At 67.4% G+C, this 23,385-nt stretch carries 17 protein-coding genes; 12 read left to right on the plus strand and 5 right to left on the minus strand.

Annotated features, from left to right (window positions below; translation table 11 throughout):
* Window positions 1-5 precede the first annotated feature (5 nt).
* Window positions 6-896: a dihydrodipicolinate synthase family protein gene (locus O0J73_RS00900; RefSeq protein ID WP_308307785.1), complete on the minus strand. Its 891-nt coding sequence runs from the start codon at window positions 894-896 to the stop codon at window positions 6-8.
* Window positions 897-1,059: 163 nt separating this feature from the next.
* Between O0J73_RS00900 and O0J73_RS00905 the strand changes: the two genes are divergently transcribed.
* Both O0J73_RS00905 and O0J73_RS00910 read left to right on the plus strand, forming a co-directional pair.
* Window positions 1,060-1,524: a GNAT family N-acetyltransferase gene (locus tag O0J73_RS00905; RefSeq protein WP_308307786.1), complete on the plus strand. Its 465-nt coding sequence runs from the start codon at window positions 1,060-1,062 to the stop codon at window positions 1,522-1,524.
* A gap of 97 nt (window positions 1,525-1,621) precedes the next feature.
* Window positions 1,622-2,515 (plus strand): helix-turn-helix domain-containing protein, encoded by an 894-nt coding sequence (locus O0J73_RS00910; protein ID WP_308307788.1) that lies wholly within the window; start codon window positions 1,622-1,624, stop codon window positions 2,513-2,515.
* On the opposite strand, the gene O0J73_RS00915 is transcribed toward O0J73_RS00910, so the two are convergent.
* The gene (locus tag O0J73_RS00915) at window positions 2,463-3,293 is read right to left on the minus strand and encodes a universal stress protein (protein WP_180878150.1); all 831 of its coding nucleotides are present in this window, start codon (window positions 3,291-3,293) and stop codon (window positions 2,463-2,465) included. The genes O0J73_RS00910 and O0J73_RS00915 overlap by 53 nt on opposite strands.
* 168 nt (window positions 3,294-3,461) lie before the next feature.
* Here O0J73_RS00915 and O0J73_RS00920 point away from each other — a divergent pair, with 168 nt between their 5' ends.
* The 3 genes from O0J73_RS00920 (at window position 3,462) to O0J73_RS00930 (ending at window position 14,224) form a co-directional block, all read left to right on the plus strand.
* Window positions 3,462-4,025, plus strand: a complete 564-nt coding sequence (locus O0J73_RS00920) for a TetR/AcrR family transcriptional regulator (protein ID WP_308307789.1) — start codon at window positions 3,462-3,464, stop codon at window positions 4,023-4,025.
* Between the two features lie 453 nt (window positions 4,026-4,478).
* Window positions 4,479-10,538 (plus strand): CshA/CshB family fibrillar adhesin-related protein, encoded by a 6,060-nt coding sequence (locus O0J73_RS00925; RefSeq protein ID WP_308307790.1) that lies wholly within the window; start codon window positions 4,479-4,481, stop codon window positions 10,536-10,538.
* A complete protein-coding gene (locus O0J73_RS00930; RefSeq protein ID WP_308307791.1) occupies window positions 10,535-14,224 on the plus strand; it encodes a hypothetical protein in 3,690 nt (1,229 codons plus the stop codon). Before O0J73_RS00925 ends, O0J73_RS00930 begins: the two co-directional genes overlap by 4 nt.
* 66 nt (window positions 14,225-14,290) lie before the next feature.
* Here O0J73_RS00930 and O0J73_RS00935 read toward each other — a convergent pair whose 3' ends face one another.
* Both O0J73_RS00935 and O0J73_RS00940 read right to left on the minus strand, forming a co-directional pair.
* Window positions 14,291-14,650 (minus strand): response regulator, encoded by a 360-nt coding sequence (locus tag O0J73_RS00935; protein ID WP_006436191.1) that lies wholly within the window; start codon window positions 14,648-14,650, stop codon window positions 14,291-14,293.
* Window positions 14,640-15,803, minus strand: coding sequence for a PAS domain S-box protein (locus tag O0J73_RS00940; protein WP_308307792.1), 1,164 nt, complete (start codon window positions 15,801-15,803; stop codon window positions 14,640-14,642). The genes O0J73_RS00935 and O0J73_RS00940 overlap by 11 nt, the downstream gene beginning before the upstream one ends.
* 151 nt (window positions 15,804-15,954) lie before the next feature.
* Here O0J73_RS00940 and O0J73_RS00945 point away from each other — a divergent pair, with 151 nt between their 5' ends.
* The 5 genes from O0J73_RS00945 to O0J73_RS00965 all read left to right on the plus strand — a co-directional run bounded on the left by O0J73_RS00945 (window position 15,955) and on the right by O0J73_RS00965 (window position 22,106).
* The gene (locus O0J73_RS00945) at window positions 15,955-19,068 is read left to right on the plus strand and encodes a response regulator (RefSeq protein WP_308307793.1); all 3,114 of its coding nucleotides are present in this window, start codon (window positions 15,955-15,957) and stop codon (window positions 19,066-19,068) included.
* Window positions 19,065-19,889, plus strand: a complete 825-nt coding sequence (locus O0J73_RS00950; protein WP_006436197.1) for a CheR family methyltransferase — start codon at window positions 19,065-19,067, stop codon at window positions 19,887-19,889. Before O0J73_RS00945 ends, O0J73_RS00950 begins: the two co-directional genes overlap by 4 nt.
* Window positions 19,889-20,464: a chemotaxis protein CheB gene (locus O0J73_RS00955; RefSeq protein WP_006436198.1), complete on the plus strand. Its 576-nt coding sequence runs from the start codon at window positions 19,889-19,891 to the stop codon at window positions 20,462-20,464. Before O0J73_RS00950 ends, O0J73_RS00955 begins: the two co-directional genes overlap by 1 nt.
* Window positions 20,461-21,594: a hybrid sensor histidine kinase/response regulator gene (locus O0J73_RS00960; protein ID WP_006436200.1), complete on the plus strand. Its 1,134-nt coding sequence runs from the start codon at window positions 20,461-20,463 to the stop codon at window positions 21,592-21,594. The genes O0J73_RS00955 and O0J73_RS00960 overlap by 4 nt, the downstream gene beginning before the upstream one ends.
* An 83-nt stretch (window positions 21,595-21,677) precedes the next feature.
* Window positions 21,678-22,106 (plus strand): BLUF domain-containing protein, encoded by a 429-nt coding sequence (locus O0J73_RS00965; RefSeq protein WP_308307794.1) that lies wholly within the window; start codon window positions 21,678-21,680, stop codon window positions 22,104-22,106.
* Window positions 22,107-22,109: 3 nt separating this feature from the next.
* Here O0J73_RS00965 and O0J73_RS00970 read toward each other — a convergent pair whose 3' ends face one another.
* Complete coding sequence (locus O0J73_RS00970) at window positions 22,110-22,430, minus strand: metalloregulator ArsR/SmtB family transcription factor (protein WP_308307795.1); 321 nt, start codon at window positions 22,428-22,430, stop codon at window positions 22,110-22,112.
* An 85-nt stretch (window positions 22,431-22,515) separates the two neighbouring features.
* Here O0J73_RS00970 and O0J73_RS00975 point away from each other — a divergent pair, with 85 nt between their 5' ends.
* Together O0J73_RS00975 and O0J73_RS00980 are read left to right on the plus strand one after the other, a co-directional pair.
* The gene (locus O0J73_RS00975) at window positions 22,516-22,953 is read left to right on the plus strand and encodes a YeeE/YedE family protein (RefSeq protein ID WP_308307796.1); all 438 of its coding nucleotides are present in this window, start codon (window positions 22,516-22,518) and stop codon (window positions 22,951-22,953) included.
* On the plus strand, window positions 22,950-23,363 hold the full coding sequence (locus O0J73_RS00980; protein ID WP_308307797.1) for a DUF6691 family protein: 414 nt from the start codon (window positions 22,950-22,952) through the stop codon (window positions 23,361-23,363). Before O0J73_RS00975 ends, O0J73_RS00980 begins: the two co-directional genes overlap by 4 nt.
* The last annotated feature ends 22 nt before the right edge of the window (window positions 23,364-23,385 follow it).

The raw sequence follows: 23,385 nt of genomic DNA on the forward strand, positions 1-23,385 counted from the left end.
CTTTTTCAGTGCAGGGCGAGGTGCTGCAGTGCTTCGGCCACCTGCGCCCGGTCATTGCCCTGCAGCCCAAGCAGCGGCCGCGGCAGGCAGTCGTCACTACACAGGCCCATCAGCGCGGCAGCGCATGCCATCACGCGGATGCCGCCGAAGCGATCGTACAGCGCCCAGAGCGGTGCCAACCTCGCGGATGCCGCCTCAGCGGTGGGCATGTCACCGCTGCGCGCAGCGTGGGTGATGCGCAGCGCTGCCTCGGGGAACAGGCCAGCGACTACCGAGTACCAGCCATCGCAGCCCGCGGCCAGTCCGCGCACGGCGGCGGCGTCACCACTGATCCCAAGCGTGATGTGCGCCGGAATGTGGGCGCGCAGCGTGGCAACGCGTGCCGCGGCTGCGGCCGGGTCGTCGGAGAGGCGGGGGATCTTGATCGAGCCGATGTTGGGCAGTGCGGCGATCCGCCCATGCAGCTCATCGGAGAACTGGAAGCGGGTGGTGCCGGGATTGTCGTAGACGCAGATCGGGGTGCGCACTGCCACGCTCACCGATTCGAACAGTGTGTAGACCTCGTGTTCCTTCAGCGGCTGGTAGGACACGGGTGCCAGCAGCAGGCCGGAAGCGCCGGCATCTTCGGCATCCCTGGCCAGTTCCAGCACGTCGCGGGTGCGCAGGGCGCCGACGCCGACGATCACCGGTACGCCGCCGGCATGGGCGAGGGCCTGGCGCAGCACGCGCTTGCGCTCGGCTTTCTCCAGATAGGCATAGCTGCCGGTGGAGCCGAGAATGCCCATCGAGTCCATCCCGGATGCGGCCAGGCGCTCGACCAGTGCGGCAAAAGCGTGCGTGTCGATGTCATCTCCACTGAGCGGAGTAAGCGGAAACGCGCTGAGGCCTCTGAACATGGGATACCCGGGAATGAGAAAGAGACAGGCTGCCGTTGGGCGGCAGGCGTGTGGACGCCCGGAATTGTTTATTGTCCTAGGACAAAATTCAAGGGCTGTGCTGCGGTGTGACGGCGCGTCTTGGAGCACGCACAATGGACATCCACGTCATGCACGTATCGCCATGCCCATGCAGCTGCAGCCGGTCCAGCCTTCGCACTACGCGCGCATCGCCCGTTGGCTCGATTCGGCCGCAGCGACGCAGCGCTGGGCCGGCCCGGGTGTTGCATTCCCTGTACCGGCCGGAGCGTTCGCGCAGGTGCTTGGGCTGGGCACTCGCCCGGGGCGGGTGCCGCTGGACGGGCAGGGCGACTGCGTAGGCTTCGGCCAATACTGGTTGAGCGAACCTGGCACGGCTCATCTGGGCCGGATCATCGTTTCGCCCCAGGCGCGGGGGCGCGGGCTGGGGCGCGTGCTGATGCAGCTGCTGGGCGCCGAGGCCCTGCAATCACCGGGCGTACAGCGCCTGACCCTGCGGGTCTATCGGGACAATGCCACGGCGGTAGCCCTGTATCGCGACTTCGGCTTCCAACCCGTGGACGAAGCCTCGACGCCTGACGTGCTGTTCATGCAGCGCGGTGGCGGATGACGGGCGCCGCGTGACGGGCCTTGATGCCTTCGGTACTTTTCACAACAGATGGGCTGGGCCCGGTATGCTCGGCTCCGGAATCCAGCCGGATCCGCTGATGGACCGCATACCCCAGCTTCTGGATCAGGACGAATCCATGCGCCTGGAGGTCAGCACGCTGGCCGAGGGGCAGGGTGTCCCGCTGTCGTTCGGGCACACCCGCCTGGCGCTGCTGGTCTGTGTGTCGGGGCGTGCGCGCTTCGCCCTCAACTTCCGTGAGGTGGCTGTGCAGCGGCACGACGTGCTGGTGCTGGCCGAGGACACGCTGGCGCTGTTGCGGCAGCGCTCGCGTGGCTTCCTTGCGGTGGTCTGCCTGATGCCGAAGGCGCTGGCATCCGAAGTGGGCTATGTGCTGCCCAACGCGCTGTTCAAGTTTCTGCATCAGCAGCCTCATTGCACGCCGTCACCGCTGGAGGTGCCGTTGCTGCAGGGCTGGCTGCAGCAGCTGATGGATGCACACCACAGCGGCGGCCGGTATCGGCATGTGATGCTGCGCACTCTGCTGCAGACCTTCTTTCTCAAATTCGCCACGCTGCTGCCGGCGAAGGGCGCGCCCACAGCGCAGATCAGCCGGCGTGAGCGCCTGGCCTGGAACTTCTGGGAGCTTCTCGGCCAGCGCAGCACGCGCCAGCGTGACGTGCAGTCCTACGCCGAGGCGCTGTGCATCACCCCGTTCTATCTGTCACAGCTGACCCGCGAGTGCTTCGGCCAATCGCCGAAGGCGCTGATCGACCGCCAGGCGGTGCTGGAGATCAAGGCATGGCTGAGCTACAGCGAACTGCCGATCGGACGCATTGCCGAGCGCCTGTGCTTCGAGGATGCGTCCTACCTGTGCCGCTATTTCCGGCGGCATACCGGGCAATCGTTGACCGCCTACCGCCGCGCGGGGCAGGGCCTCGCTAGTGGGATACGAACAGCGGTGCCGGAACTTCGGCCAGCAGGTTCTCGGTGACTCCGCCGAGCACGCGTTCCACCACCCGGCTGCGGCTGTAGGGGCCCAGCACCAGCAGGTCCGCTTCGGCATCGAGGACATGCTGTCGGATGGTTGCGGCAACGCCGCCCTGTGTGGAATTGACCGCCTGGATCTCGACCTCGACACCATGCCGGGCCAGGTGCTGGGCCATTTCGGCGCCCGGTGCGGCCTCCGCCTTGGGGGTGTCGACCATCAGCAGGTGCACGGCCTGCGCGCGGGCGAGCAGGGGAAGCGCATCGGCCACCGCGCGGCGTGCCTGCTTGCTGGCATTCCAGGCGACCACGATGCGCTGGCCAACCTGTTCGCCGCGCCAGTGCGGCGGCACCAGCAGCATCGGCACGCCGGTCTGGCGCAGCGTGCCGAGCGGGTGCCAGCCGCTGGGCGCACCCGGCGTGTGTGGATAGCCGGCGACGATCAGGTCGCAGTACAGCGAGTGCAGGGACAGATCAGCGCCGCCCAGATAGTCCGAAACGATGCGCAGCTCGGTGCTAATCCGCAGCGGCTCGGCGGCCGCGCGCAGGTTCTGCATCAGCTGCGCGGTGCAGGCGGCATCGGCACGTGCTTCATGGTCGAGTGCAGCGGCAATGCCGGCACCACGGGCGAAGCCGCTGGCGATGTCGGTGGGGTGCTGGGCGGTGGAGACCGCGATCAGGTGGGACTGCTGGACCTGCGCCAGCCGGGCGGCGATGTTCAGGACCCGGTGCCCGGTGTCGCTGGCATCGAACAGCACGGCAATGTCGCGTAGCGGATGCAGCATGGCGTTGTCTCCTTCGATGCCTGTGACGCGATCCCTGCGTGCACCGACCCGGGTGCACCGGACGCACTGCAGTTGTAGCTCAATCGTGATTCTGATGAATCATCTTTGATTCAGTTCATTAATTGATGATTCATGCTAGCGTGAGGGCATCCCCAATCCGGTGCCTCCATGCGTCCTGCCGCACGTTCCCGCCGCGACCTGCACCATGTCCTCGCAGCCACGCTGGTCAGCCACCCGCGCTGCACGCTCAGCGAACTGGCCAGCGGTGCCGGTATCAGCCGGGCGACGCTGTACCGGTTCGCGCCCACCCGCGAAGCGATCAACGAGGCATTGTTTGCGGCGGGGTTTGAACGGCTGGAGGCGGCGGCCACCTGGTTCGACGCGGATGCCGACGCGATGCAGGTGCTGGAGCGGGTGACCGAGGTGTTGCTGGCCGATTGGGAGCTGGTGACGCTGCTGTTCGCGCGCATGATGGAAGAGCAGCAGCGCCAGGGCGACCTGCATCTGCTGCCCGGGCGCTGGGCGCCGATTGGCGAGCGTTTCGAGGCTTTTTTCCTGCGCGGCCAGAAATCCGGGGTATTCAATCTCGGATTCACCGCCGTGTGGCTGGCCGACTTCTACTGGACCTGCTTCTACGGCATCACCTGGTCGCTGGCACGGGGCCGGTTGGCGCCGGCGATGGCAGCGTCGACGCTGCTGGCGTCCTTCCTGCAGGGCGCGAAGCAGCCCTGACGCCCCACACCGCTGCCGAATCTGCGTGGTCTTTTGCCGGAAAGTAGGCGGCGGCTGCCGGAATCGTGCCCGGTCCGAAGCTGTGTGCCCGCTATAACTGGACGCGTGGAGCTGACGCCAGACTCTGCAAATGTGAATGTGATTTTCATCACATAATTGTTTGCAATATGTTATGGTCGTCACAGTTATATGTGCCTGACCAACCGGGGACAAGGGACGAAGCAGATCGCCACGGACCCGGCGGAACACGCAGTCAAGTGTGCCGCCGCACCGGGGAATTCGTTGCTGGTCACCCACTGACCTTCGGCCCGGCAAGGGTCGACGACGGGGAAATCAACCATGTGGCAGTCGACGACGTCGCGCGAAAGCGCGGGCGGTGGATGCGTTCATCCCAAAAAACGTGCCCGGACAGGGCGATCCAGCGGATGGCTGAGGGCCGGCCTGCTGGCCCTGTTGTCGCTGACGATGCCGTCGCTGGCCTGGGCCGCCGCCTACGCCACCGGTGGCAGCAGTCCGTACCGCAACACCGTGCTGTGGCTGACCTGGGGCGGCGGTGCCAATGGCGTGAACAACGTCGCACTCAATGATGGCGCGATGTCGTCCATCGACATGCCGGTCGCGGCCGGGGTGAACCTGCGCGTCGATTGCCGGTTGAACACGGCCGAGACCAATGTGCTGCGCAGCTATCGCCCCGGCAACTTCGGTGGCGACAGCCTTGACGACCTCTACAATATCGGCGGCACTGGCACCAGCAACCAGCTGATCGCCGGCATCGCGCGTGCCAGCGGCACCTCCAGCTTCAGCATCACCTGCACCTCGACCCTGGGCGGCGCCCCGTACCGCCTGCGCGGCGTGGTGATGGCCGACGCCGAGTCGATCAACAACAGCGGCGAATTCGTCGAAGCCAGCGCGCAGGGCACCTGGAACGTGGTCGAGGTCCGCAAGAACCTGGCCAATGCCACGCCGTACCTGGTCAACAAATCGACCAGCGGTGCCAACCAGGTCATCCGCTTCGGCCCCGGCAACGACGACAACACCGCGGCGGTCACCTTCCTCAGTTTCGACAATGCCGCACACGCGCCGGGCAACCTGGCGGTGAACATGGGCTTCTCGATGCGCGGCGGCGGCACCACGGCGATCGCGATCGGTCTGCTGGTGCCTTACGCCGACTTCGGCGATGCGCCGCAGAGCTATGGCGACGCCATGCATGTGGTGGACGATCTGCAGTTCCGTTCCGACGGCATCCCGCAGGGCGCCAGCAACTTCAACATCAACACCGCGGGCTACACGCCGGGTGGCCTGGCGCCGCCGTTGACCGATTTCCTCGGCAGCCTCGGCCCGGATACCGAGCAGCGCAGCAGCTACAGCCTGGATGCGCTGGGCGATGACAACTTCCCGCAGGTGGGAAGCCGCGAAGAGGATGCCTGGCCGACCAGCTACCGCCTGACGGTGATGCAGGCCGGTACCCAGATCAACCAACCGGTCGCCTGCGTGGGCAATGGCAGCGTGGCCGGCTGGATCGACTTCAACCGCAATGGAGTGTTCGATGCCAACGAGCGCAGCGGTATCGCGGCCTGTAGTGGTGGCCAGGCGAACCTGACCTGGACCGTGCCCGCCCAGGTACTGGCGGGTACCAGCTACGTGCGCCTGCGCTACTCCACCAACGCGGTCCAGATCCAGAACCCGACCGGCGTGGCCGACGACGGCGAGGTTGAGGACCACCGGATAACCATCACTGCGCCGTCGCTGAAGGTGGTGAAGAGCAACAATGCCACCGGCGGCGTCTGGAACTATGGCCAGGCCGGCACCGAGTACACGCTGACGGTGAGCAACACCAGCGATGTGCCGACTGGCAATCCGCCGAATGTGGCGGCGGGCACGATCACCGTGCGTGACCAGCTGCCGGCCGGCATCGCGCCGAACTGGAGCGGCACGCATGCCAGTGGCAACTGGAGCTGCACCGCAAGTGGCCAGGACGTCACCTGCACCAGCACCCAGGTCCTTGCAGCGGCAGGCAGCGCCGGGTCCAGTTCGGTGTTCACCCTGCCGGTGACCGTCACTGCAGCGGCGACCGGCGTGCTGACCAATCACGCCAGCGTCGGCGGTGGCTACGACCCCTTCAACAGCGGCAATGCACCCGCGCCGGGCGCCAGCTGCACCGATGCCGACCACTGCACGCGCAGCGATGTGACCGTGCCGGTGACGCGCGTGGGCTATGCCAAGCGCTCCAACACGGCCGGCCCGGTCGCGGTGGGCACGACGGTGAGCTACACCGTCGATGTCACCGTGGCCGATGGCAACACCCGCGACCTGTTGACGCTGACAGACACCCTGGGCACCGGCCTGGATTTCGCCAGTGTCAGCAACGCCGGTGCATTTACCTGCAACGCAGCCAATCCTCTGGTGTGCACGCTGCCGGCCGGCACCGTGCCCGGCACCTACAGCCTGAGCTACACGGCCACCGTCAATGCGCAGGCCAGCGGCCAGGTGGTCAACACCGTGGTCGGCACCGGCACCGATAACCCCACCTGCAGCAGCAACTGCACCACCACCACGCCCGTGGCCGCGCCGAGGATCTCGGTGTCCAAGGCCAGTAGTACCGCCGGCCCGGTCGCGATCGGTGATGCGGTGGCCTATACCGTGACGGTCGTGGTGGCTGGCGCGCGCACCCGCGCGGTGACCACGCTGACCGATACGCTGGGTGCTGGCCTGGACTTCGGCGGCATTACCAGCGCAGGCGCTTTCAGCTGCACGCCGGGCAATCCCCTGGTCTGCACGCTGCCGGCGGGTACCGTTCCGGGCAGCTACGCGTTCTCCTATACCGGCATCGTCAACGCACAGGCCAGCGGCCAGGTGCGCAACGCGGTGGTGCCCAGCGGCACCGACAATCCGTCCTGCGTGGGCAGCTGCGATACCACCACGCCGATGGCCAGCGCGCTGGTGGTGTATGCCAAGCAGGCGTCTACCGGCGGTCCGGTGCGAATCGGTGACACCATCGACTACACGCTGAGTGCGACCGTCTCGCGTGCGCGCACCACGGGCGTGGTCACCCTGACCGATACCCTGGGCAGTGGCCTGGACTTCGGCGGCGTCAGCAGCGCCGGCATCTTCACCTGCAATGGCACCCAGCCGTTGGTGTGCACGTTGCCGGCCGGCACCGTGCCGGGCACCTACAGCCTGACCTACCGCGCCACCGTCAATGCGCAGGCCAGCGCCAGTGTCCGCAACGCCGTGCTTGGCAGCGGCACCGACAATCCGTCGTGCAGTGCCAACTGTGACACCACCACCCCGGTGGCGGCGCCCGGCGTGAGCTATGCCAAGTCGGTGAACGGCACCGGCCCGGTCTCGGTGGGCGATCGCCTGACCTACACACTGACCACGGTGGTGACCAACTCGCGCACCACCGATGTGGTGACCCTGACCGACACCCTGGGTACGGGCCTGGACTTCGGCGCCGTGACCAGTGCGGGCGCCTACAGCTGCAACGCGGCCAATCCGCTGGTCTGCACCCTGCCTGCGGGGACCGTGCCGGGCAGCTACAGCCTGTCCTACACCGCGGTGGTGAACGCGCAGGCCAGCGGCCAGGTCACCAATGCCGTGCTGGGCAGCGGCGGCGACAATCCCTCCTGTACCGCCAACTGCGATACCACCACGCCGGTCACCGGCAGTGAGATCGACTATCGCAAGACTTCGGCAGCGGCAGGTCCGGTCAAGGTCGGTGACAGCATCGCCTACACGTTGACCGCCGTGGTCAGCCACTCGCGCACCACGGCGGTGTTCACCCTGACCGATACGATGGGTCCCGGCCTGGACTTCGGCGCGGTGACTGCCAGCCAGGGTTTCAGCTGCAACGCGGCCAACCCGATGGTATGCACGCTGCCGGCCGGCACCGCGCCGGGCACGTATACGGTGGACTACACCGCGAAGGTGAACGCGCAGGCCAAGGGCAGCGTGAGCAACGCGGTGCTGGGTGGTGGCACGGGTACCAATACCTGTACCAGCAACTGCAGCACCACCACCCCGGTGCTGGCAGCGGTGGTGACCTACCGCAAGCAGTCCTCCACCGTCGCGCCGGTTGGCGTCGGCGATGCGGTCGACTACAGCGTTGAAGTGACCGTCGCGAACTCGCAGACCACCGATACGCTGGTGCTGACCGACACGCTGGGCGTGGGCCTGGACCTGCAGTCGGTCACCCAGCCGGGACCGTTCACCTGCAACGCCAGCAATCCGCTGGTCTGCTCGCTGCCGGCCGGCACCGCGCCGGGCACCTACACGCTGGGCTATCGCGCGCTGGTCAATGCACAGGCCAGTGGCAGCGTGCGCAACGCGGTGCTGGGCAGTGGCGGTGACACGCCCACCTGCAGCGGCGACTGCAGCACCGAGCACGCGCTTGCAGAACCGCGCGTCGTGCTGGAGAAGCAGTCAGGCCCGGCCAGTGGCACCGAGGTGCGTCCTGGCGACAGGCTGCGCTATACCCTGGTCGCCACGGTCGAGCGCGCGTCCCTGCGCAAGCCGCTGCAGCTGGTGGACACGCCCGATGCCGGGCTGAGCATCGAAAGCCTGCCGGCCGGATGCGTGCAGCAGGCAACGGACATCGTGTGCACGCTGCCTGCGGGAACCGCGGTTGGCCGTCATGAGTGGGTCTACCAGGCGATCGTCAATCAGGAGGCGCGTACCGAGGTGCTGAACCGCCTGCGCGGGCAGTACCCGGATGGCTCGCCGCCGCCCGAGTGCACGACCTGCGAGACGCGCCACAAGGTGGTGTCCGACTTCGCGCTGCGCATCACCAAGACCGCGAGTCCGCGCCGGGTGAAGGTGGGCGATCTGGTGCGCTACCAGCTGGTGGTCGAGAACGTTGGCAGCAGCCATTGGCGCGATGGCGTGGTGGTCGATACGCCGCCGCCGGGCTTCAGCTACGTGGATGGTTCGATGCGCGTGGCCGACGATGACGGCGCGTTCTCGCTGGCCAGCAGCCAGTCGCCGCTGCGCATCGGCGCGGTGGATATCGCGGTCGGCCGCAGTGCCACCATCACTTACCTGCTGCGCGTCGGTGCTGGCGTACGCAGTGGCAATCACGTGAACCAGGCCGTGGCGACGGCCGATGATGGCAGCCCGCTGTCGAACATCGCCACCGCCGAAGTGGCGATGGATGCCGACCCGCTGCTGGAAGACAGCCTGGTGTTCGGTACCGTGTTCGATGACCGCGATGGTGACGGCTGGCAGGACAGTGCCGAACTGACCGGTGTACGCGTGCAGGGTGGCTTCGCGCCCTCGGCCTATGTGGCCGGCTCGACCACGTTGGATCGCGGCGATGGCCCGCAACCGCTGGCCGATGCCAGCGCACCGCTGCTGCACGGCGTGCAGATCGGCACGGTGCACGGCCGCGCGTCGACGTCCGACACCGCCGAGGCACACCAGGTGGTGGTGCGGCAGCGCTTGCGCGAACTGGCCTTCACTGACGACTTCGTGCTGGAAAGCGCGCAGGGTCACCGCCTGCGGATGGACGCGCAGGGCGGCACGGACGTGCAGCGCAGTGGCGAGGCCGGCAAGGGCCTGACCGCCGCCGAGCCGACCGTGCGCCGCGAAATTGCCCGCGTCGCTGAGGGCTATGAAGTGGCCTATGTGATCGGCAACGAGGGCATCCAGGAGCAGGGCATCCCGGGCGTGCGCCTGGCCACGGTGGAGGGCCTGCTGGTGGAGACCGATCCGTTCGGCCGCTATCACCTGGCCGACGTCCACGGCGGTGATGCGCGCCTGGGCCGCAACTTCATCATCAAGCTGGACCCGGCCACGGTGCCGGCCGGTGCGGAGCTGACGACCGAGAATCCGCTGCTGCGGAGGGTGACCCAGGGCGTGCCGACGCGCTTCAGCTTTGGCGCGCGCCTGCCGCCGTCGCCACAGGCGCCGGCCGAGCGCATGGAGCTGGCCCTGGGCGAAGTGCTGTTTGCCCCGGGCAGCAGTGAACTGCGTGCCGACTACCGCCCGGTGCTGGTGAAGATGGCCGAGGTGGTGAACCGCTACCAGGGCGGTGATGTGGTGATCGCGGCCAATGGCGAAAGCCAGGCGCTGGCCTTCGCCCGTGCCGCGGTGGTGCGCGATGCGCTGCAGGCCGAAGTGGCCGAAGGCGCGCGCGCTGGCCTGACCGTGCAGCTGCGCACCGATGTGCAGGACCCGCATTCGCTGCTGGCCGGTGTCGATGCGAATGGCGCGTTGCTGGGCAACGTCCTGTTCGACACTGACAAGGCCACCGTGCGCGAGGAGTTCAAGCCGTTGCTGGCGGCGATCGCCGCGCGCCTGGAGAAGATGGGCGGTGGCCAGGTCAGCCTGGTCGGGCACACCGATGTGCGCGGCAGCCATGCCTACAACCAGGCACTGGGCCTGCGCCGTGCCAGCGCCGTGTTCGAGGCGCTGCGCAGCCAGCTCAGCCCCGCCGTGCAGCAGCGCCTGCGCGTCCGCAACGAGGAGAGCGCCGCTACCCGTGCGGCCGCCCGCCAACAGGAGGCCCGCCGATGAGCGCGCATCACTCTGCCGCCCGTCGCGCGGCCCGCCTGCCACGTGCCGCGCTGTACCAGGCGCTGCTGCTGGGCCTGGCCGCTACCGCCCAGGCCGCCCCGCCCGCCGCCGAGCCGGCGCCGATCCGGTGTGATGGCACCCAGTGCAATGCCGAGGGCGAGCTGTTGTTCAGCCTGCGCTCGCGCAGCTACGACGAGCCGGTGACCGAGGGAACGTCCACGCGTTCCAGCTCGCAGGCGTTGCAGCCGGATCGCCGGGTCAGCGTGGCCATCGATGAGCCGGGCAGGGCGACCGTGCGTGGCGAGTTCATGATCCGCCTGCCGGAAGGCGGCACGATCTGGGCTACCGAAGACCCCGCGATGGGCCAGCCGGAACTATCGGTGTCGGCGCCGGGCATGGTGGCCTTCGACGAAGGGCGCATCGTGCGTCCGGTCGAGTTCTACGTGCGCGGCAACTACACCGCCTTCATCCAGCGCCTGGAAGTCAGCGTCTACCGCGGCAGCGACTCCGACCGGGTCGCGCCGCTGGCAACGTTCGAACTGCCGGTGGCCGCCGTCGCACAGGGCAGCTGGGATGGCACCCTGCCGGCGTCGACGCCGCTGCGTCGCGGCGACCGCCTGGTCTACGTGCTGCGTGCCTTCGACGCCGAGGGCAATGTCGATGAAACCACCGCGCAGTCGATGCAGCTGGTCACTCCGGCGGAGTTCGAGCGGGGCAACCAGCAGCTGCGCGATGCGCTGGAAGATCGCCGCGGCACCGCCGTCGATGCCAACCAGGCGGCGTCGCTGTCGCTGCTGCAGCAGGTGTTCGACAGCAACGGCCTGCGCCAGCAGAACATTCCGGTGTACGGCTCGCGGGTGCGCCTGCGTGGCCGCGACCTGCCGCTGGGGGCCTCGCTGAAGATCAACGGCGACAGCTATCCGCTGGACCAGGATCGCAAGTTCGCCGCCGAGTACCTGATGCCGATCGGTCACCATGCCTTCGATGTGCGTGTCGAGCGACCGGATGCACCGGCGATCGCGCGCACGCTGGAGGTCGATGTCAGTGGCCAGTACCTGTTCGGTGTCGGCCTGGCCGACATCACCGTGTACCAGAACAAGGCCAGCGGGGCAGGGCAGGATCTGGCACGCGGCGAGCGCAACGATGATGTGCTCAGCGATGGGCGCCTGGCCTTCTACCTGAAGGCCAAGACCCGTGGCCGCTACCTGCTGACCGCGCAGGCCGATACCCAGAATCGCCCGCTGGACGAGCTGTTAACCGGCTTTACCACCGCCGATCCGCGCGATCTGTTCCGCAGCCTGGATCCTGACCTGTATTACCCGACCTACGGCGATGATTCGCTGACCCAGCGCGATGTCGACAGCATGGGGCGCTTCTACCTGCGCATGGACTGGGACAAGAACCAGGCGCTGTGGGGCAACTACAACACCGGGCTGACCGGCACCGAGTACGCGCAGTACGTGCGTTCGCTGTACGGAGCGGCGTTGTCGTGGCGCTCGCGTGGTGCCAACGCCTGGGGCGACGCGCGCAGCGAGCTGCGCCTGTTCGGCTCGCAGACCGAGACTGCGCCGGGGCACAGCGAGTTCATCGGTACCGGCGGCAGCCTGTACTACCTGCGCCACGCCAGCATCCTCAGTGGCTCGGACCAGGTGGTGCTGGAAATCCGTGACCGCACCACCGGACGCGTGGAGCAGCGTGTGCCGATGGTGCGCGGTGCCGACTATGAGATCGACGCCCTGCAGGGCCGCATCCTGCTGACCAGGCCACTGGCGCAGGTCAGCCGCGAGAACCTGCGCCGGATCAGCCGTGATGTGCCGCTGGATGGTTACGAACAGCGCCTGATCGTGGATTACGAGTGGGTGCCGACCGGCTTCGACAGCGATGACATCACCGCGGGCGTGCGTGGCAAGCACTGGTTTGGCGATCATGTCGCAGTGGGTGCCACCTATGTGGACGAGCAGCGCGCCGGCCAGGACTATTCGCTGAAGGGCGCGGACCTGACGTTGCAGGCCGGCCGCGGTACCTATCTGAAGGTCGAACACAGCCGCAGCGAGGCGACTAGTGCACCGGTGTTCTTCTCCGACAACGGCGGCCTCAGCTTCAGCCGCCTGAATCCGGAAGGGCCGCGCGAAGGCGAGGCGACCGCCGTCGAGGCACGCGTCAACCTGCGCGAGCTGGGCTGGACCCAGCGCGACTGGAGCGCGGGGGCCTGGTGGCGACAGGTGGACGGTGGCTATTCGGTCGGACGCTTCGATACCGGTCAGCGGGTGCGCGAACAGGGCGCCGAGCTGCTCGGTTATGTGACCGACGACTTCAGTCTGTACGCACGCTACAGCGAGGCACGTCGTGGTGCGCAGTCGCTGATCCAGGCACAGGCCACCGCCGAATGGCGGATCGGTGAGAACGACCGCCTGTCGGCCGAGCTGCGGCGGGTGCAGGAGGACCGCGGCAGTGGCAGCAACGTGGCCGGCGTGCTGGCTGCAGCACGCTACACCCATCGCATCGGCACGTCGCTGGATGTCTACGGTGGCGGCCAGCTGACCGTGGACGACGACCATGGCCGCTATGCCGACAACGATGCGGTGGTGGCCGGCGGCACCTGGACCTTCGCCAATCTGTCGACCGTCGGCGCCGAGGTCAGTGATGGCGACCGCGGCACGGCGGCGCAGGTCAATGCCGAGTACCGGCTGACCCCGCAGCACAGCTTCTATGGTGCATTCACCCAGTCGACCGACCGCAGTGAATACGACCCGCTGTTCAGCCCCAACGCGCAGGATGGCTGGACGCTGGGCCAACGCTGGCGGTTGTCCGACCAGGTCAACGTGTTCAACGAAAGCCAGTTCCTCAAATCCGGGCAGGAATCCGGGCTGGCGCACACCTTCGGCATGGATTTCTATCCTGCCGTAGGCTGGAACGCCGGCTTCACGCTGAGCAACGGCAAGCTCGACGCCAGCACCGGGCAGGTCGATCGCAAGGCGGTGAGCCTGTCCGGCGGGCGGACCTCGCCGGGCACCGAATGGCAGAGCAAGCTGGAGTGGCGCCGCGACACCGGCGCGGAGCGACGCACGCAGTGGGTCAGCACCAACCGGCTGAGCCACCGCCTCAACGACAGCTGGCGGATCGCGGCGCGCTTCAACTACGCCGACACCGATGATGCGATCAATCCGGTGGCGGGTGCGCGCTTCATCGAGGGCAACCTCGGCTTCGCCTACCGCCCCTGGGACAACGATCGCTGGGCGCTGTTCGGCCGTTACAGCTACCTGTATGACCTGTCGACGATGGGGCAGGTCAATGGTGTCGACTACGACCAGCGCACCCAGGTGCTGTCACTTGAGGGCGTGTATCGCATCGACCAGCGCTGGGAAGTGGCGGCGAAGGCGGCCCGCCGCGAAGGCGAGGTGCGCTATGGGCGCGGTACCGGTCCGTGGTTCGACTCGGCCACCAACTTCGCCTCCGGCCAGCTGCGCTACGACCTGTACTACCAGTGGCATGGGCTGCTGGAGTACCGCCTGCTGGACGTGCGCGACGGCGGCACCCGGCAGGGTTGGCTGGCCGGTGTCGACCGCGATATCGGGCGTAATTTCCGCGTCGGCGTGGGCTACAACTTCACCGATTTCAGCGACGACCTGACCAGGTTCGACTACACCCATCGCGGGTGGTACCTGAACCTGGTGGGGCGTTACTGAGGACCGCTGCCGAGCGTGGGCTCGGCGCTACAGGAACGGATGCGCCGGGCCAGGCCCGGCGGATTCTCAATCCTGCTTCAGCAGCTGCACCAGCTGGCGCAGGCGGTAGGGCTTGGGCAGGAACTCGACCTTCTCCGGCAGCGGCGGAAGCTGCGAGCGCGCGTAGCCGGATGAGAGGATCATCCGTGCCTGCGGTTGTTCGCGCGCCACGTGCTCGCTCAGCTCGATTCCGGACATGCCGTTGGGCATGCTGATATCGCTGAACACCACATCGAAGCGCGCTTCGCCCTTGAGCAGTTCCGCGGCCTCGTGGCCATCGGCGGTGGTGGCCACCTCGATGCCGAAGTCGCGCAGGGCCAGGCCGATCATCTCGCGAAGATCAGTCTGGTCCTCCACCATCAGTACGCGGATCGGGTCATCGGTCATCGGGTGTTTCCTCTGTTGCGGGGAGCAGCAGGCTGACCGTGGTGCCAACACCGGGGATGGTGGACACGTCGACGAAGCCGCCGCTCTGGGTAGTGAATCCGAACACCTGGCTCAGGCCCAGGCCGCTGCCCTTGCCGATGTCCTTGGTGGTGAAGAACGGTTCGGTCGCCCGCTCGGCGATGTCGGCGGCCATGCCGTGGCCTTCATCGCAGACGCTGAGGGTGACATATCCGCGTTGCAGCGTGGTGTCCGCATCCGGGTCGAGGCGATGTTCCAGTGCCGTGCCGATCAGGATGCGGCCGCCATCGACGGTGGCCTCCACCGCATTGGCGACCAGGTTGGCCAGCGCGGTCTGCAGCTGCAGCGCATCGGTGCTCACCGGCGGCAGGCCCGGTGTGAGGCGTGCATCCAGGGTGACCGTGGGCGGGCAGGCGCGCTGCAGATCCGGCAACCACTGCCGCACCAGCGCGTTCATGTCCAAGGGTTCGCGGATCAGGGTCTGGCCGGTGCTGAAGGCCAGCAGCTGGCGGGTCAGCAGGGCGCCGCGGTCGGTCGCGGCCTGGGCGGCATCGAGCAGTTCAGCGGCGCGCACGTCGTCACCGCTCACGCGCAGTGCCAGCAGGTCCAGCGCGTTGCCGATGGTGGTCAGCAGGTTGTTGAACTCGTGCGACAGGCCGCGGCTGAGCCGGCCGACCGTCTCGAACTGCTGGGTGTTGCGCAGTGCACGCTGGGCATCCCGCAGCAGGCGCTGTGCCTGCCAGTGTTCGGTGATGTCGCGGGTGATCTTGACGAACCCGAGCAGTTCGCCGCCCTCGATGACCGGCTCGATGACCACGCTGGCGCGGAACGACGAGCCGTCGTGGCGCACCCGCCAGCCCTCGCTGGCGACATGGCCGTGCTGCGCCGCCAGGCGAAGCAGGCGCTGCGGCTCACCGGCATCGCGCTCGGCGGGCAGGTAGAAACGACCGAAATGCGTTCCCACCACCTCGTTGGCTGAATAGCCCTTGATGCGCTCGGCACCCGGGTTCCAGCTGCAGACGATGCCTTCGGGATCAAGCAGGTACAGCGCATGATCGCGCACGCTGTCGATCAGCAGTCGCAGTTGTCGGGAAGGGTCCGTCAGTACGGACGTCGTAGAGGCTGCAGCGTCCACGTGGAAATAAGTGTTACCCCTGTGAGGGACGTGAAGCTAGGCATTGAAGTGTGAAGGATACGTGCAGGTGCGGCACGTGCCAAATGTCCTGTGCGGCTGAATGCGACACGGGGTACCATCACCCACCCTTTGCCCTCTGGAACCGACCTGCATGCGTCCTGGTGCGACCACGCGTGACCGCTGGATCTGGATGACCTCCGCCGTATTGCTGGCGGCCACCATCGCCCTGGAGCTGGTGGTGCCGCTGGGCTATGCGGTCTGGCTGGCCTATTTCCTCGCGGTAGGCGTGACGGTGTTCCAGCGCAGCGTGCGCGCGCCGTTCATCGTTGCCGCGATCGCCTGTGTGCTGCTGGTGATTGGCTTCAATGTGGCCCCGGCCAGCAACAATTCATCGTTCTCGTTCGTCAATCGCAGTATTGGTGGCTGCGCGTTCCTGATGATCGCGTTGATCGTCTCCCGCGCCATCGAAGCGCGGCGGCAGGCGATGCGGGCACTGTGGCTGCAGGAAGCAGAGAATGCGGTGGCGATGAGCCTGCGTGGTGACCTGGGGCCTGAGCAGATCGCCGAGGCGGCGGCCACCCAGCTGGGCGGCCAGCTGCAGGCAGACGTTGGCGCGGTGTACCGGCTGGAAGGCGGACGCCTGCAGCTGACCGGTGGCATGGCACTGCCGTCGGGCATGCCGGCGTCGCTGGCCTTGCAGGAAGGCGTGGCCGGGCAGGTAGCCCGTGACGAACGCATCCGGCACCTGCACGGCGGTGAGGCCGCCGTGCTTGAACTGCAGACAAGCCTGGGGCGACTGCCGGTCAGCGAGCGCATCCTGGCGCCGATCAGCAGCGATGGCGCCGTCGTCGGTGTCATCGAACTGGGCCGCACCCAGGTGGGCGGGCAGCGCGACCTGGATCGTGAGCTGCTGGAACGCTGTGGCGAGACCATCGGCATGGCCCTGCGGGCCTCGCTGCTGCGGGCACAGCTGGTGGTGCTGCTGGAGGAATCGCAGCGCCAGGGCGAGGAACTGCAGGCGCAGCAGGAAGAACTGCGGGTGGCCAACGAGGAACTGGAAGAGCAGAGCCGCAGCCTGCAGCAGTCGCAGAGCCACCTGGAAGAACAACAGGCCGAGCTGGAACAGAGCAACGTCCAGCTGGAAGAGCGCACCCACGAGCTGGAGGCGCAGAAGCAGGCGCTGCTGGTGGCGCAGGGCCAGCTGGTGCGCAACAGCAACGAACTGGCGGCCACCTCGCGCTACAAGTCCGAGTTCCTGGCCAACATGTCGCACGAACTGCGCACGCCGCTGAACAGCTCGCTGATCCTGGCCAAGCTGCTGGCCGACAACAAGGACGGCACCCTGACCGAGGAGCAGGTGAAATATGCGCGCGCCATCCTGTCGTCCAACAACGACCTGCTGGCGCTGATCAACGACATCCTCGATCTGTCACGCATCGAGGCCGGCCACGTCGAGCTGGCCGACGAAGTGGTGGTGGTGGACAGCGTCGTGCAGCGCCTGCGCGAGACCTTCGAGCCGATGGCACGGCAGAAGGGCCTGGCCCTGCAGATCGAGGCCGATGCGCTGGCGCCGAGCCAGCTGGTGGCCGACAGCCAGCGCCTGCAGCAGATCCTGAAGAACCTGCTGGCCAATGCGCTGAAGTTCACCGAGCACGGCAAGGTCAGCCTGCACGTTCGTGCCGCTGGCAGCGGCCGCATCCGCTTCGAAGTCGCCGATACCGGCATCGGCATTGCCCGTGAGCAGCTGCAGGTCATCTTCGAAGCGTTCCGCCAGGCCGATGGCAGTACCCGTCGCCGTTACGGCGGCACCGGCCTCGGCCTGTCGATCTCGCGCGACCTTGCCGAGCGCATGGGCGGCAGCATCCACGTCGACAGCGAGCCGGGCCGCGGCAGCTGTTTCATCCTGGAAATGCCGCTGCAGGGCGCGCCGGTAGCGGTGTCGGCTGAAGCGCCGGCGCCGGTGTCCATCGTGGCTTCGCCGCAGCCTGCGGCAGCGGTCGCCGCACGCACGGCTGCCGCGCCTGCGGTTGCCCCGGTGGCGGCGCCGACCATCGCTACTGTGGCTGATGATCGTGGCCGTCGCCAACGCGCCGGGCGCTTGATCCTGGCGGTCGAGGACGACGCCACCTTCGCCGAAGCGCTGGTGGTGCTGGCGCATGAGCTGGATTTCGACTGCGTGGTCGCGACCACGGCCGAAGAAGCCCTGTCGCTGGCCGCGGAGCTGCGCCCCAACGGCATCCTGCTCGATATCGGGCTGCCTGATGTGTCCGGCCTGAGTGTTCTGGAACGCTTGAAGCGCAATCCCGACACACGCCATATTCCGGTGCACGTGGTCTCGGCGATGGATCGCGGCCAGGTGGCGCGTGAGCTGGGTGCGATTGGTTTTGCAATCAAGCCGACCACGCGCGAGCGGCTGGTGGCGGCCATCGAGCAGCTGGAGCAGACCAGCCAGCGCGACGTGCGGCGCCTGCTGATCGTCGAAGACGACAGCGAGCTGCGCCACAACCTGGAACTGCTGCTCGGCCGCGAGCAGCTGCAGATCATCGCGGTGGGCACCCTGGCCGGCGCGCTGGAGCAGCTCAGCACCGTCACCTTCGATTGCATGGTGATGGATCTGTCGCTGCCCGACGGCAGCGGCTACGACCTGCTGGAGCACATGGCAGGCAATGACGATGTCGGCTTCCCGCCGGTGATCGTCTACACCGGCCGCGCGCTCAACCGCGAGGAAGAGCAGCGCCTGCGCCGCTATTCGAAGAGCATCATCATCAAGGGCGCACGTTCGCCGGAACGCCTGCTGGACGAAGTGACCCTGTTCCTGCACAGCGTCGAGGCCAGCCTGCCGAGCGACCAGCAGCGCCTGCTGCGTGAAGCGCGGCGCCGCGATACCGTGCTTGATGGCCGCACCGTGCTGCTGGCCGAGGACGATGTGCGCAACATCTTTGCCCTGTCCAGCGTGCTTGAACCGCTGGGCGTGACCCTGGAGATCGCGCGCAATGGCCAGGAGGCGGTGGATCGCCTGGCCGAGCGCGAGGTCGACCTGGTGCTGATGGACATCATGATGCCGGAGAAGGACGGCCTGGCGGCGATGCGCGAGATCCGTGCGCAGCGCCACCTGCAGGACCTGCCGATCATCGCGCTGACCGCCAAGGCGATGCCGGACGACCGCGAGCGCTGCCTGCAGGCCGGTGCCAACGATTACATCGCCAAACCCATCGACGTCGACAAGCTGGTCTCGCTGTGCCGCGTCTGGTGCTCGCGGCAATGAACGAGCAGGCGCTGTTCGACCTGGAACTGAAAATCCTGCTGGAAGCGCTGTACCAGCGCTACCACTATGATTTCCGCAGCTACGCGGTGTCGTCGCTGCGCCGTCGCATGCGCCAGGCCATGCAGCGCTACGAGTGTGATCGCCTGGTCGATCTGCAGCACCGCCTGCTGCACGAGCCGGAGCTGTTCGCCCAGGCCATGCAGTTCTTCACCGTGCAGGTCTCGGAAATGTTCCGTGACCCGGCCTATTTCCGCGAGCTGCGCGAACAGGTGGTACCGGTGCTGCGCACCTATCCCTCGGTGAAGCTGTGGGTGGCCGGGTGCAGTACCGGCGAGGAAGTGTGGTCGCTGGCGATCCTGCTGCACGAGGAAGGCCTGCTCGAGCGCAGCATCGTCTATGCCACCGACATCAATCCGGCGGCACTGGCCACCGCCGAAGCCGGTGCGTATGGCATCGACCGCATGGCGCAGTTCAGCCGCAACTACCTGGCGGCGGGCGGCACGGCATCGCTGTCGGACTATTACGCCACCGCCTACGATGGCGCGGTGTTCGACCGCCAGCTGCGCCGCAACGTGGTGTTCGCCGACCACAGCCTGGCCACCGACACCGTGTTTTCCGAAGTGCATCTGGTGTCGTGCCGGAACGTGCTGATCTACTTCAACCGCGACCTGCAGGACCGGGCGGTCGGGTTGTTCCGCGAGGCGCTGGTGCACCGTGGTTTCCTCGGCCTGGGCAGCAAGGAGTCGCTGCAGTTCGGGCATCACCACGATGCCTTCGACGTCTGTTCGCGCGAACACCGCCTGTACCGGAAGGTGGCCTGATGGTGGTGCAGGCTCGCCCTGCGGTGGTGGTGGTGGGAGCGTCGGCGGGAGGCGTTGCAGCGCTGCAGGCCGTGCTCGGGGCGCTTCCAGCCAGGTTGCCCGCGCCGGTGCTGGCCGTGCTGCACCTGCCACGCGATCGCTCCAGCCGTATTGCCGAGGTGCTGGCGCCGTATTGCGCACTGCCGGTGCGCGAAGCGGAGGACAAGCAGCCGCTGCAGCCAGGCACCGTGACCTTCGCACCGCCGGACTACCACCTGCTGGTGGAAGATTCCGATGCCATAGCGCTGTCGGTCGATGCGCCGGTGCTGTTCTCGCGTCCGGCCATCGATCCCCTGTTTGAATCAGCGGCTGCCGTGTTTGGTGCGCAGGTACTGGCGCTGTTGCTGACCGGTGCCAGCAGCGACGGCAGCGAAGGTGTTGCCGCAGTGCGCGCCGCGGGCGGCCGTGCCTGGCTGCAATGCCCCGAGGAAGCCGAGGCATCGATGATGCCGGCTTCCGCCCTGCAGCACGCCGGCGCCGACGCCGTGCTGCCCCTTGAATTGATGTGTCGTCGCCTGAAGGAGTTGTTTGCATGAACCTGCTGCCACCGGACCCTGCGCAGTCGCAGACCCCGGTCAACCTGCTGATCGTCGATGACGTGCCGCAGAACCTGGTAGCCATGCAGGCCCTGCTGCAGCGCGAGGGTGTGAACCTGTTGCTGGCGGGCTCGGGTGCGCAGGCCCTCGAGCTGCTGCTCGAGCACGAGGTCGCCCTGGCCCTGCTGGACGTGCACATGCCGGAGATCGATGGCTTTACCCTGGCCGAGCTGATGCGTGGTTCGCATCGCAGCCGCACGGTGCCGATCATCTTCCTGACCGCCTCGCCGGACGATCCGGTGCGCGCGTTCAAGGGCTACGAAACCGGTGCGGTGGACTTCCTGCACAAGCCGGTGGCGCCGCAGGTGATCATGAGCAAGGTCAACGTCTTCATCGAGCTGTACCAGCAGCGGCAGCTGCTGAAGGCGCGCAATGAAGCGCTGGAGCGAGCGCTCAAGCTCAATGAGACGATGGCCGCGGTGCTGACCCACGATCTGCGCACGCCGCTGTCGGCGATCCTGCTCTGTGCGGACAAGCTGGCGCTGGAGCTTCCGGAGGACAACGCGGGGGCACAGCAGACGCTGCAGCACCTGGAGGCCAGCACGCTGCGCATGGCGCGGATGGTGGAGCAGCTGCTGGACTTCTCGCGTATCCGCAGTGGTGGCCTGCGCCTTGAGACCAGTGCCTGCGACCTGGCCGAGGTCACCCATGCGGTGATTGCCGAGGCGGGCAGCGCGCACGGTCACGAGCGTATCCATTTCGACGCCATCGGCGATACCCGCCTGCAGGGTGACATGGATCGCCTGGGGCAGATCGCCGCCAACCTGGTGGGCAATGCGTTGACGCATGGCAGCGAGGCCCTCGTGCAGCTGGATGGGCGCGATGCGCGCACGGTGGTGATGCGGGTGAGCAATGCCGGCCATATCGATGACGCGCTGTTGCCGCGGCTGTTCGAACCGTTCAAGGCCAGCTTCCACCAGAGCAAAGGTCTGGGCCTTGGCCTGTACATCGTCGATCAGTTCGTGCGCGCACATGGTGGACGCATCGGCGCGCGCAACGAGGCAGGGCAGGTCGTATTCGAAGCAAGGCTCCCACGGCGGTGGGACGCAGCCGGCGGCACCGCAAGCTGAACTCTTCAGGCTGGGTGCACCCGCATTGAGACGGACTCGTCCGCACCTGCTACCGTGCATTCACACCCTGCCAAGGACGCACCATGCCATTGCGCGCCATCGCCTACGTCAGCCGGGCGCTGCCAGAGCTTTCCGTTGAGCGGCTGCAGGCGCTGGTCGAAGATGCCGCACGCTTCAACAAGATGGCCGGCGTGACCGGCGTGCTGCTGCATGATGGCGATCGCTTCCTGCAGTACATCGAGGGGCCGCCGGACGGTATCGATTCGGTGTATGAGCGCATCCTGCAGGCGGGCAGCCACATCGACGTCATCGAGCTGGCGCGCGGCCGCCTGGGCCAGCGCCAGTTTCCGTACTGGTCGATGCGTGCCTTGCCGGTGGAGGCCGCGTTGCTGCGGCAGCTTTCGAGCAGCGACTGGTCCGGTTTCAGCAGGGCCCTGGAAGGAGATCGTTCGGCGCCGACCCCGGTCGACCTGCTGGATGCGGTAGTGCAACCGGCACTGCACGCCGGTTGAGATTCAGCGCACGCCGCCTCCGCAATAGGCGGCGTGCAGTGCCTGCAGCACCCCCAGCGCCGGGCCTTCCTGCATGCGGTAGTGGATTGCCTGCGCCTCGCGCCGGGTCGCCACGATCTGCATTCCGCGCAGCACCGCCAGGTGCTGGGACAGCGCCGACGCGCTGAGGCCGGTCAGCGCCTGCAGTTCCGGCACCGGCGCCTCACCCTCGACCAGCCGGCACAGCACCTGCAGCCGGGCAGGATGGGCCAGGCTCTTGAGCAGCGCGGCCGCCTGCGTGGCGTGCTCGGCCATCGTGGCAGTGTCGAGCGGCGGGTGGGTCATGGTTGACCTTTTTGTTTAGAGGTGTCTAATTTAGAGGAATCTAAATTTGAGGGCAATCCATGCATGGCATCAAGGAAGGCGGGGCATGAACCTGCCATGGAGTGCGCTGGCGGGCGGTGCGTTGATCGGTATCGCTGCCGTGTGGCTGCTGGCTGCTACCGGTCGCGTTGCCGGCATCAGCGGGATCGCTGCGGGCAGCCTGCGCGCCGGTAGAGGCGAGCGCGGCTGGCGTTGGGCCTTCCTCATGGGCCTGCTGGCAGCGGCAGGGCTGGTGCTGTGGTGGCAGTCGGTGCCCGGGAGCGCCCCACGCGTACTGCTGCGTGATGCCTTGCCCGCCTGGCAGCTGATCGGCGCCGGCCTGCTGGTCGGCTTCGGTACCCGCCTGGGCAGCGGCTGCACCAGTGGCCACGGCGTATGCGGCATGGCCCGCGGTTCGAAGCGATCGCTGCTGGCGGTGCTGGTGTTCATGGCCTGCGCGATGCTGACCACGTTCGTGATCCGTCACGGCGGAGCGCTGCCGTGAGCCGCGTCCTCGGGGCCGCCGCAGTGGCCGGTGCGCTGTTCGGAGCCGGGCTGGCGCTTTCCGGAATGACCGATGCACGGCGCGTGCTCGGCTTCCTCGACATCCGTGGCGCGTTCGATCCCACGTTGATGTGGGTGCTGGGCTCGGCGCTGCTGGCCAGTGCAATCGGCCAGCGTTGGGTGCTGCGTCGCGCGCAGCCCTGGTTTGCCCTTCGCTTCCAGCTGCCGACGGCACATGATGTGGATGCTCGCCTGCTGCTGGGCGCGGCACTGTTCGGCATCGGCTGGGGATGGGCCGGCTATTGCCCCGGGCCGGCCATCGCCGGGTTGGCCGTGGCATCGCGTGAAGCGCTGTGGTTCGTGCCGGCGATGGTGCTGGGCTTCTGGCTGCACGATCGCCTCGTGCGTTGAGGCTTCACCCCTGTGTCACGAT

Source organism: Stenotrophomonas sp. Sm6012 (assembly GCF_030985895.1).
In the GTDB taxonomy this organism is placed as follows: Bacteria; Pseudomonadota; Gammaproteobacteria; order Xanthomonadales; family Xanthomonadaceae; genus Stenotrophomonas; species Stenotrophomonas forensis.

Excerpts from the sequence above, each read along its gene's own strand:
- O0J73_RS00900 (WP_308307785.1), bottom strand. The coding sequence starts at position 896 with ATGTTCAGAGGCCTCAGCGCGTTTCCGCTTACTCCGCTCAGTGGAGAT.
- O0J73_RS00905 (WP_308307786.1), top strand. The coding sequence starts at position 1,060 with ATGCCCATGCAGCTGCAGCCGGTCCAGCCTTCGCACTACGCGCGCATC.
- O0J73_RS00910 (WP_308307788.1), top strand. The coding sequence starts at position 1,622 with ATGGACCGCATACCCCAGCTTCTGGATCAGGACGAATCCATGCGCCTG.
- O0J73_RS00915 (WP_180878150.1), bottom strand. The coding sequence starts at position 3,293 with ATGCTGCATCCGCTACGCGACATTGCCGTGCTGTTCGATGCCAGCGAC.
- O0J73_RS00920 (WP_308307789.1), top strand. The coding sequence starts at position 3,462 with ATGCGTCCTGCCGCACGTTCCCGCCGCGACCTGCACCATGTCCTCGCA.
- O0J73_RS00930 (WP_308307791.1), top strand. The coding sequence starts at position 10,535 with ATGAGCGCGCATCACTCTGCCGCCCGTCGCGCGGCCCGCCTGCCACGT.
- O0J73_RS00935 (WP_006436191.1), bottom strand. The coding sequence starts at position 14,650 with ATGACCGATGACCCGATCCGCGTACTGATGGTGGAGGACCAGACTGAT.
- O0J73_RS00945 (WP_308307793.1), top strand. The coding sequence starts at position 15,955 with ATGCGTCCTGGTGCGACCACGCGTGACCGCTGGATCTGGATGACCTCC.
- O0J73_RS00950 (WP_006436197.1), top strand. The coding sequence starts at position 19,065 with ATGAACGAGCAGGCGCTGTTCGACCTGGAACTGAAAATCCTGCTGGAA.
- O0J73_RS00955 (WP_006436198.1), top strand. The coding sequence starts at position 19,889 with ATGGTGGTGCAGGCTCGCCCTGCGGTGGTGGTGGTGGGAGCGTCGGCG.
- O0J73_RS00960 (WP_006436200.1), top strand. The coding sequence starts at position 20,461 with ATGAACCTGCTGCCACCGGACCCTGCGCAGTCGCAGACCCCGGTCAAC.
- O0J73_RS00965 (WP_308307794.1), top strand. The coding sequence starts at position 21,678 with ATGCCATTGCGCGCCATCGCCTACGTCAGCCGGGCGCTGCCAGAGCTT.
- O0J73_RS00970 (WP_308307795.1), bottom strand. The coding sequence starts at position 22,430 with ATGACCCACCCGCCGCTCGACACTGCCACGATGGCCGAGCACGCCACG.
- O0J73_RS00975 (WP_308307796.1), top strand. The coding sequence starts at position 22,516 with ATGAACCTGCCATGGAGTGCGCTGGCGGGCGGTGCGTTGATCGGTATC.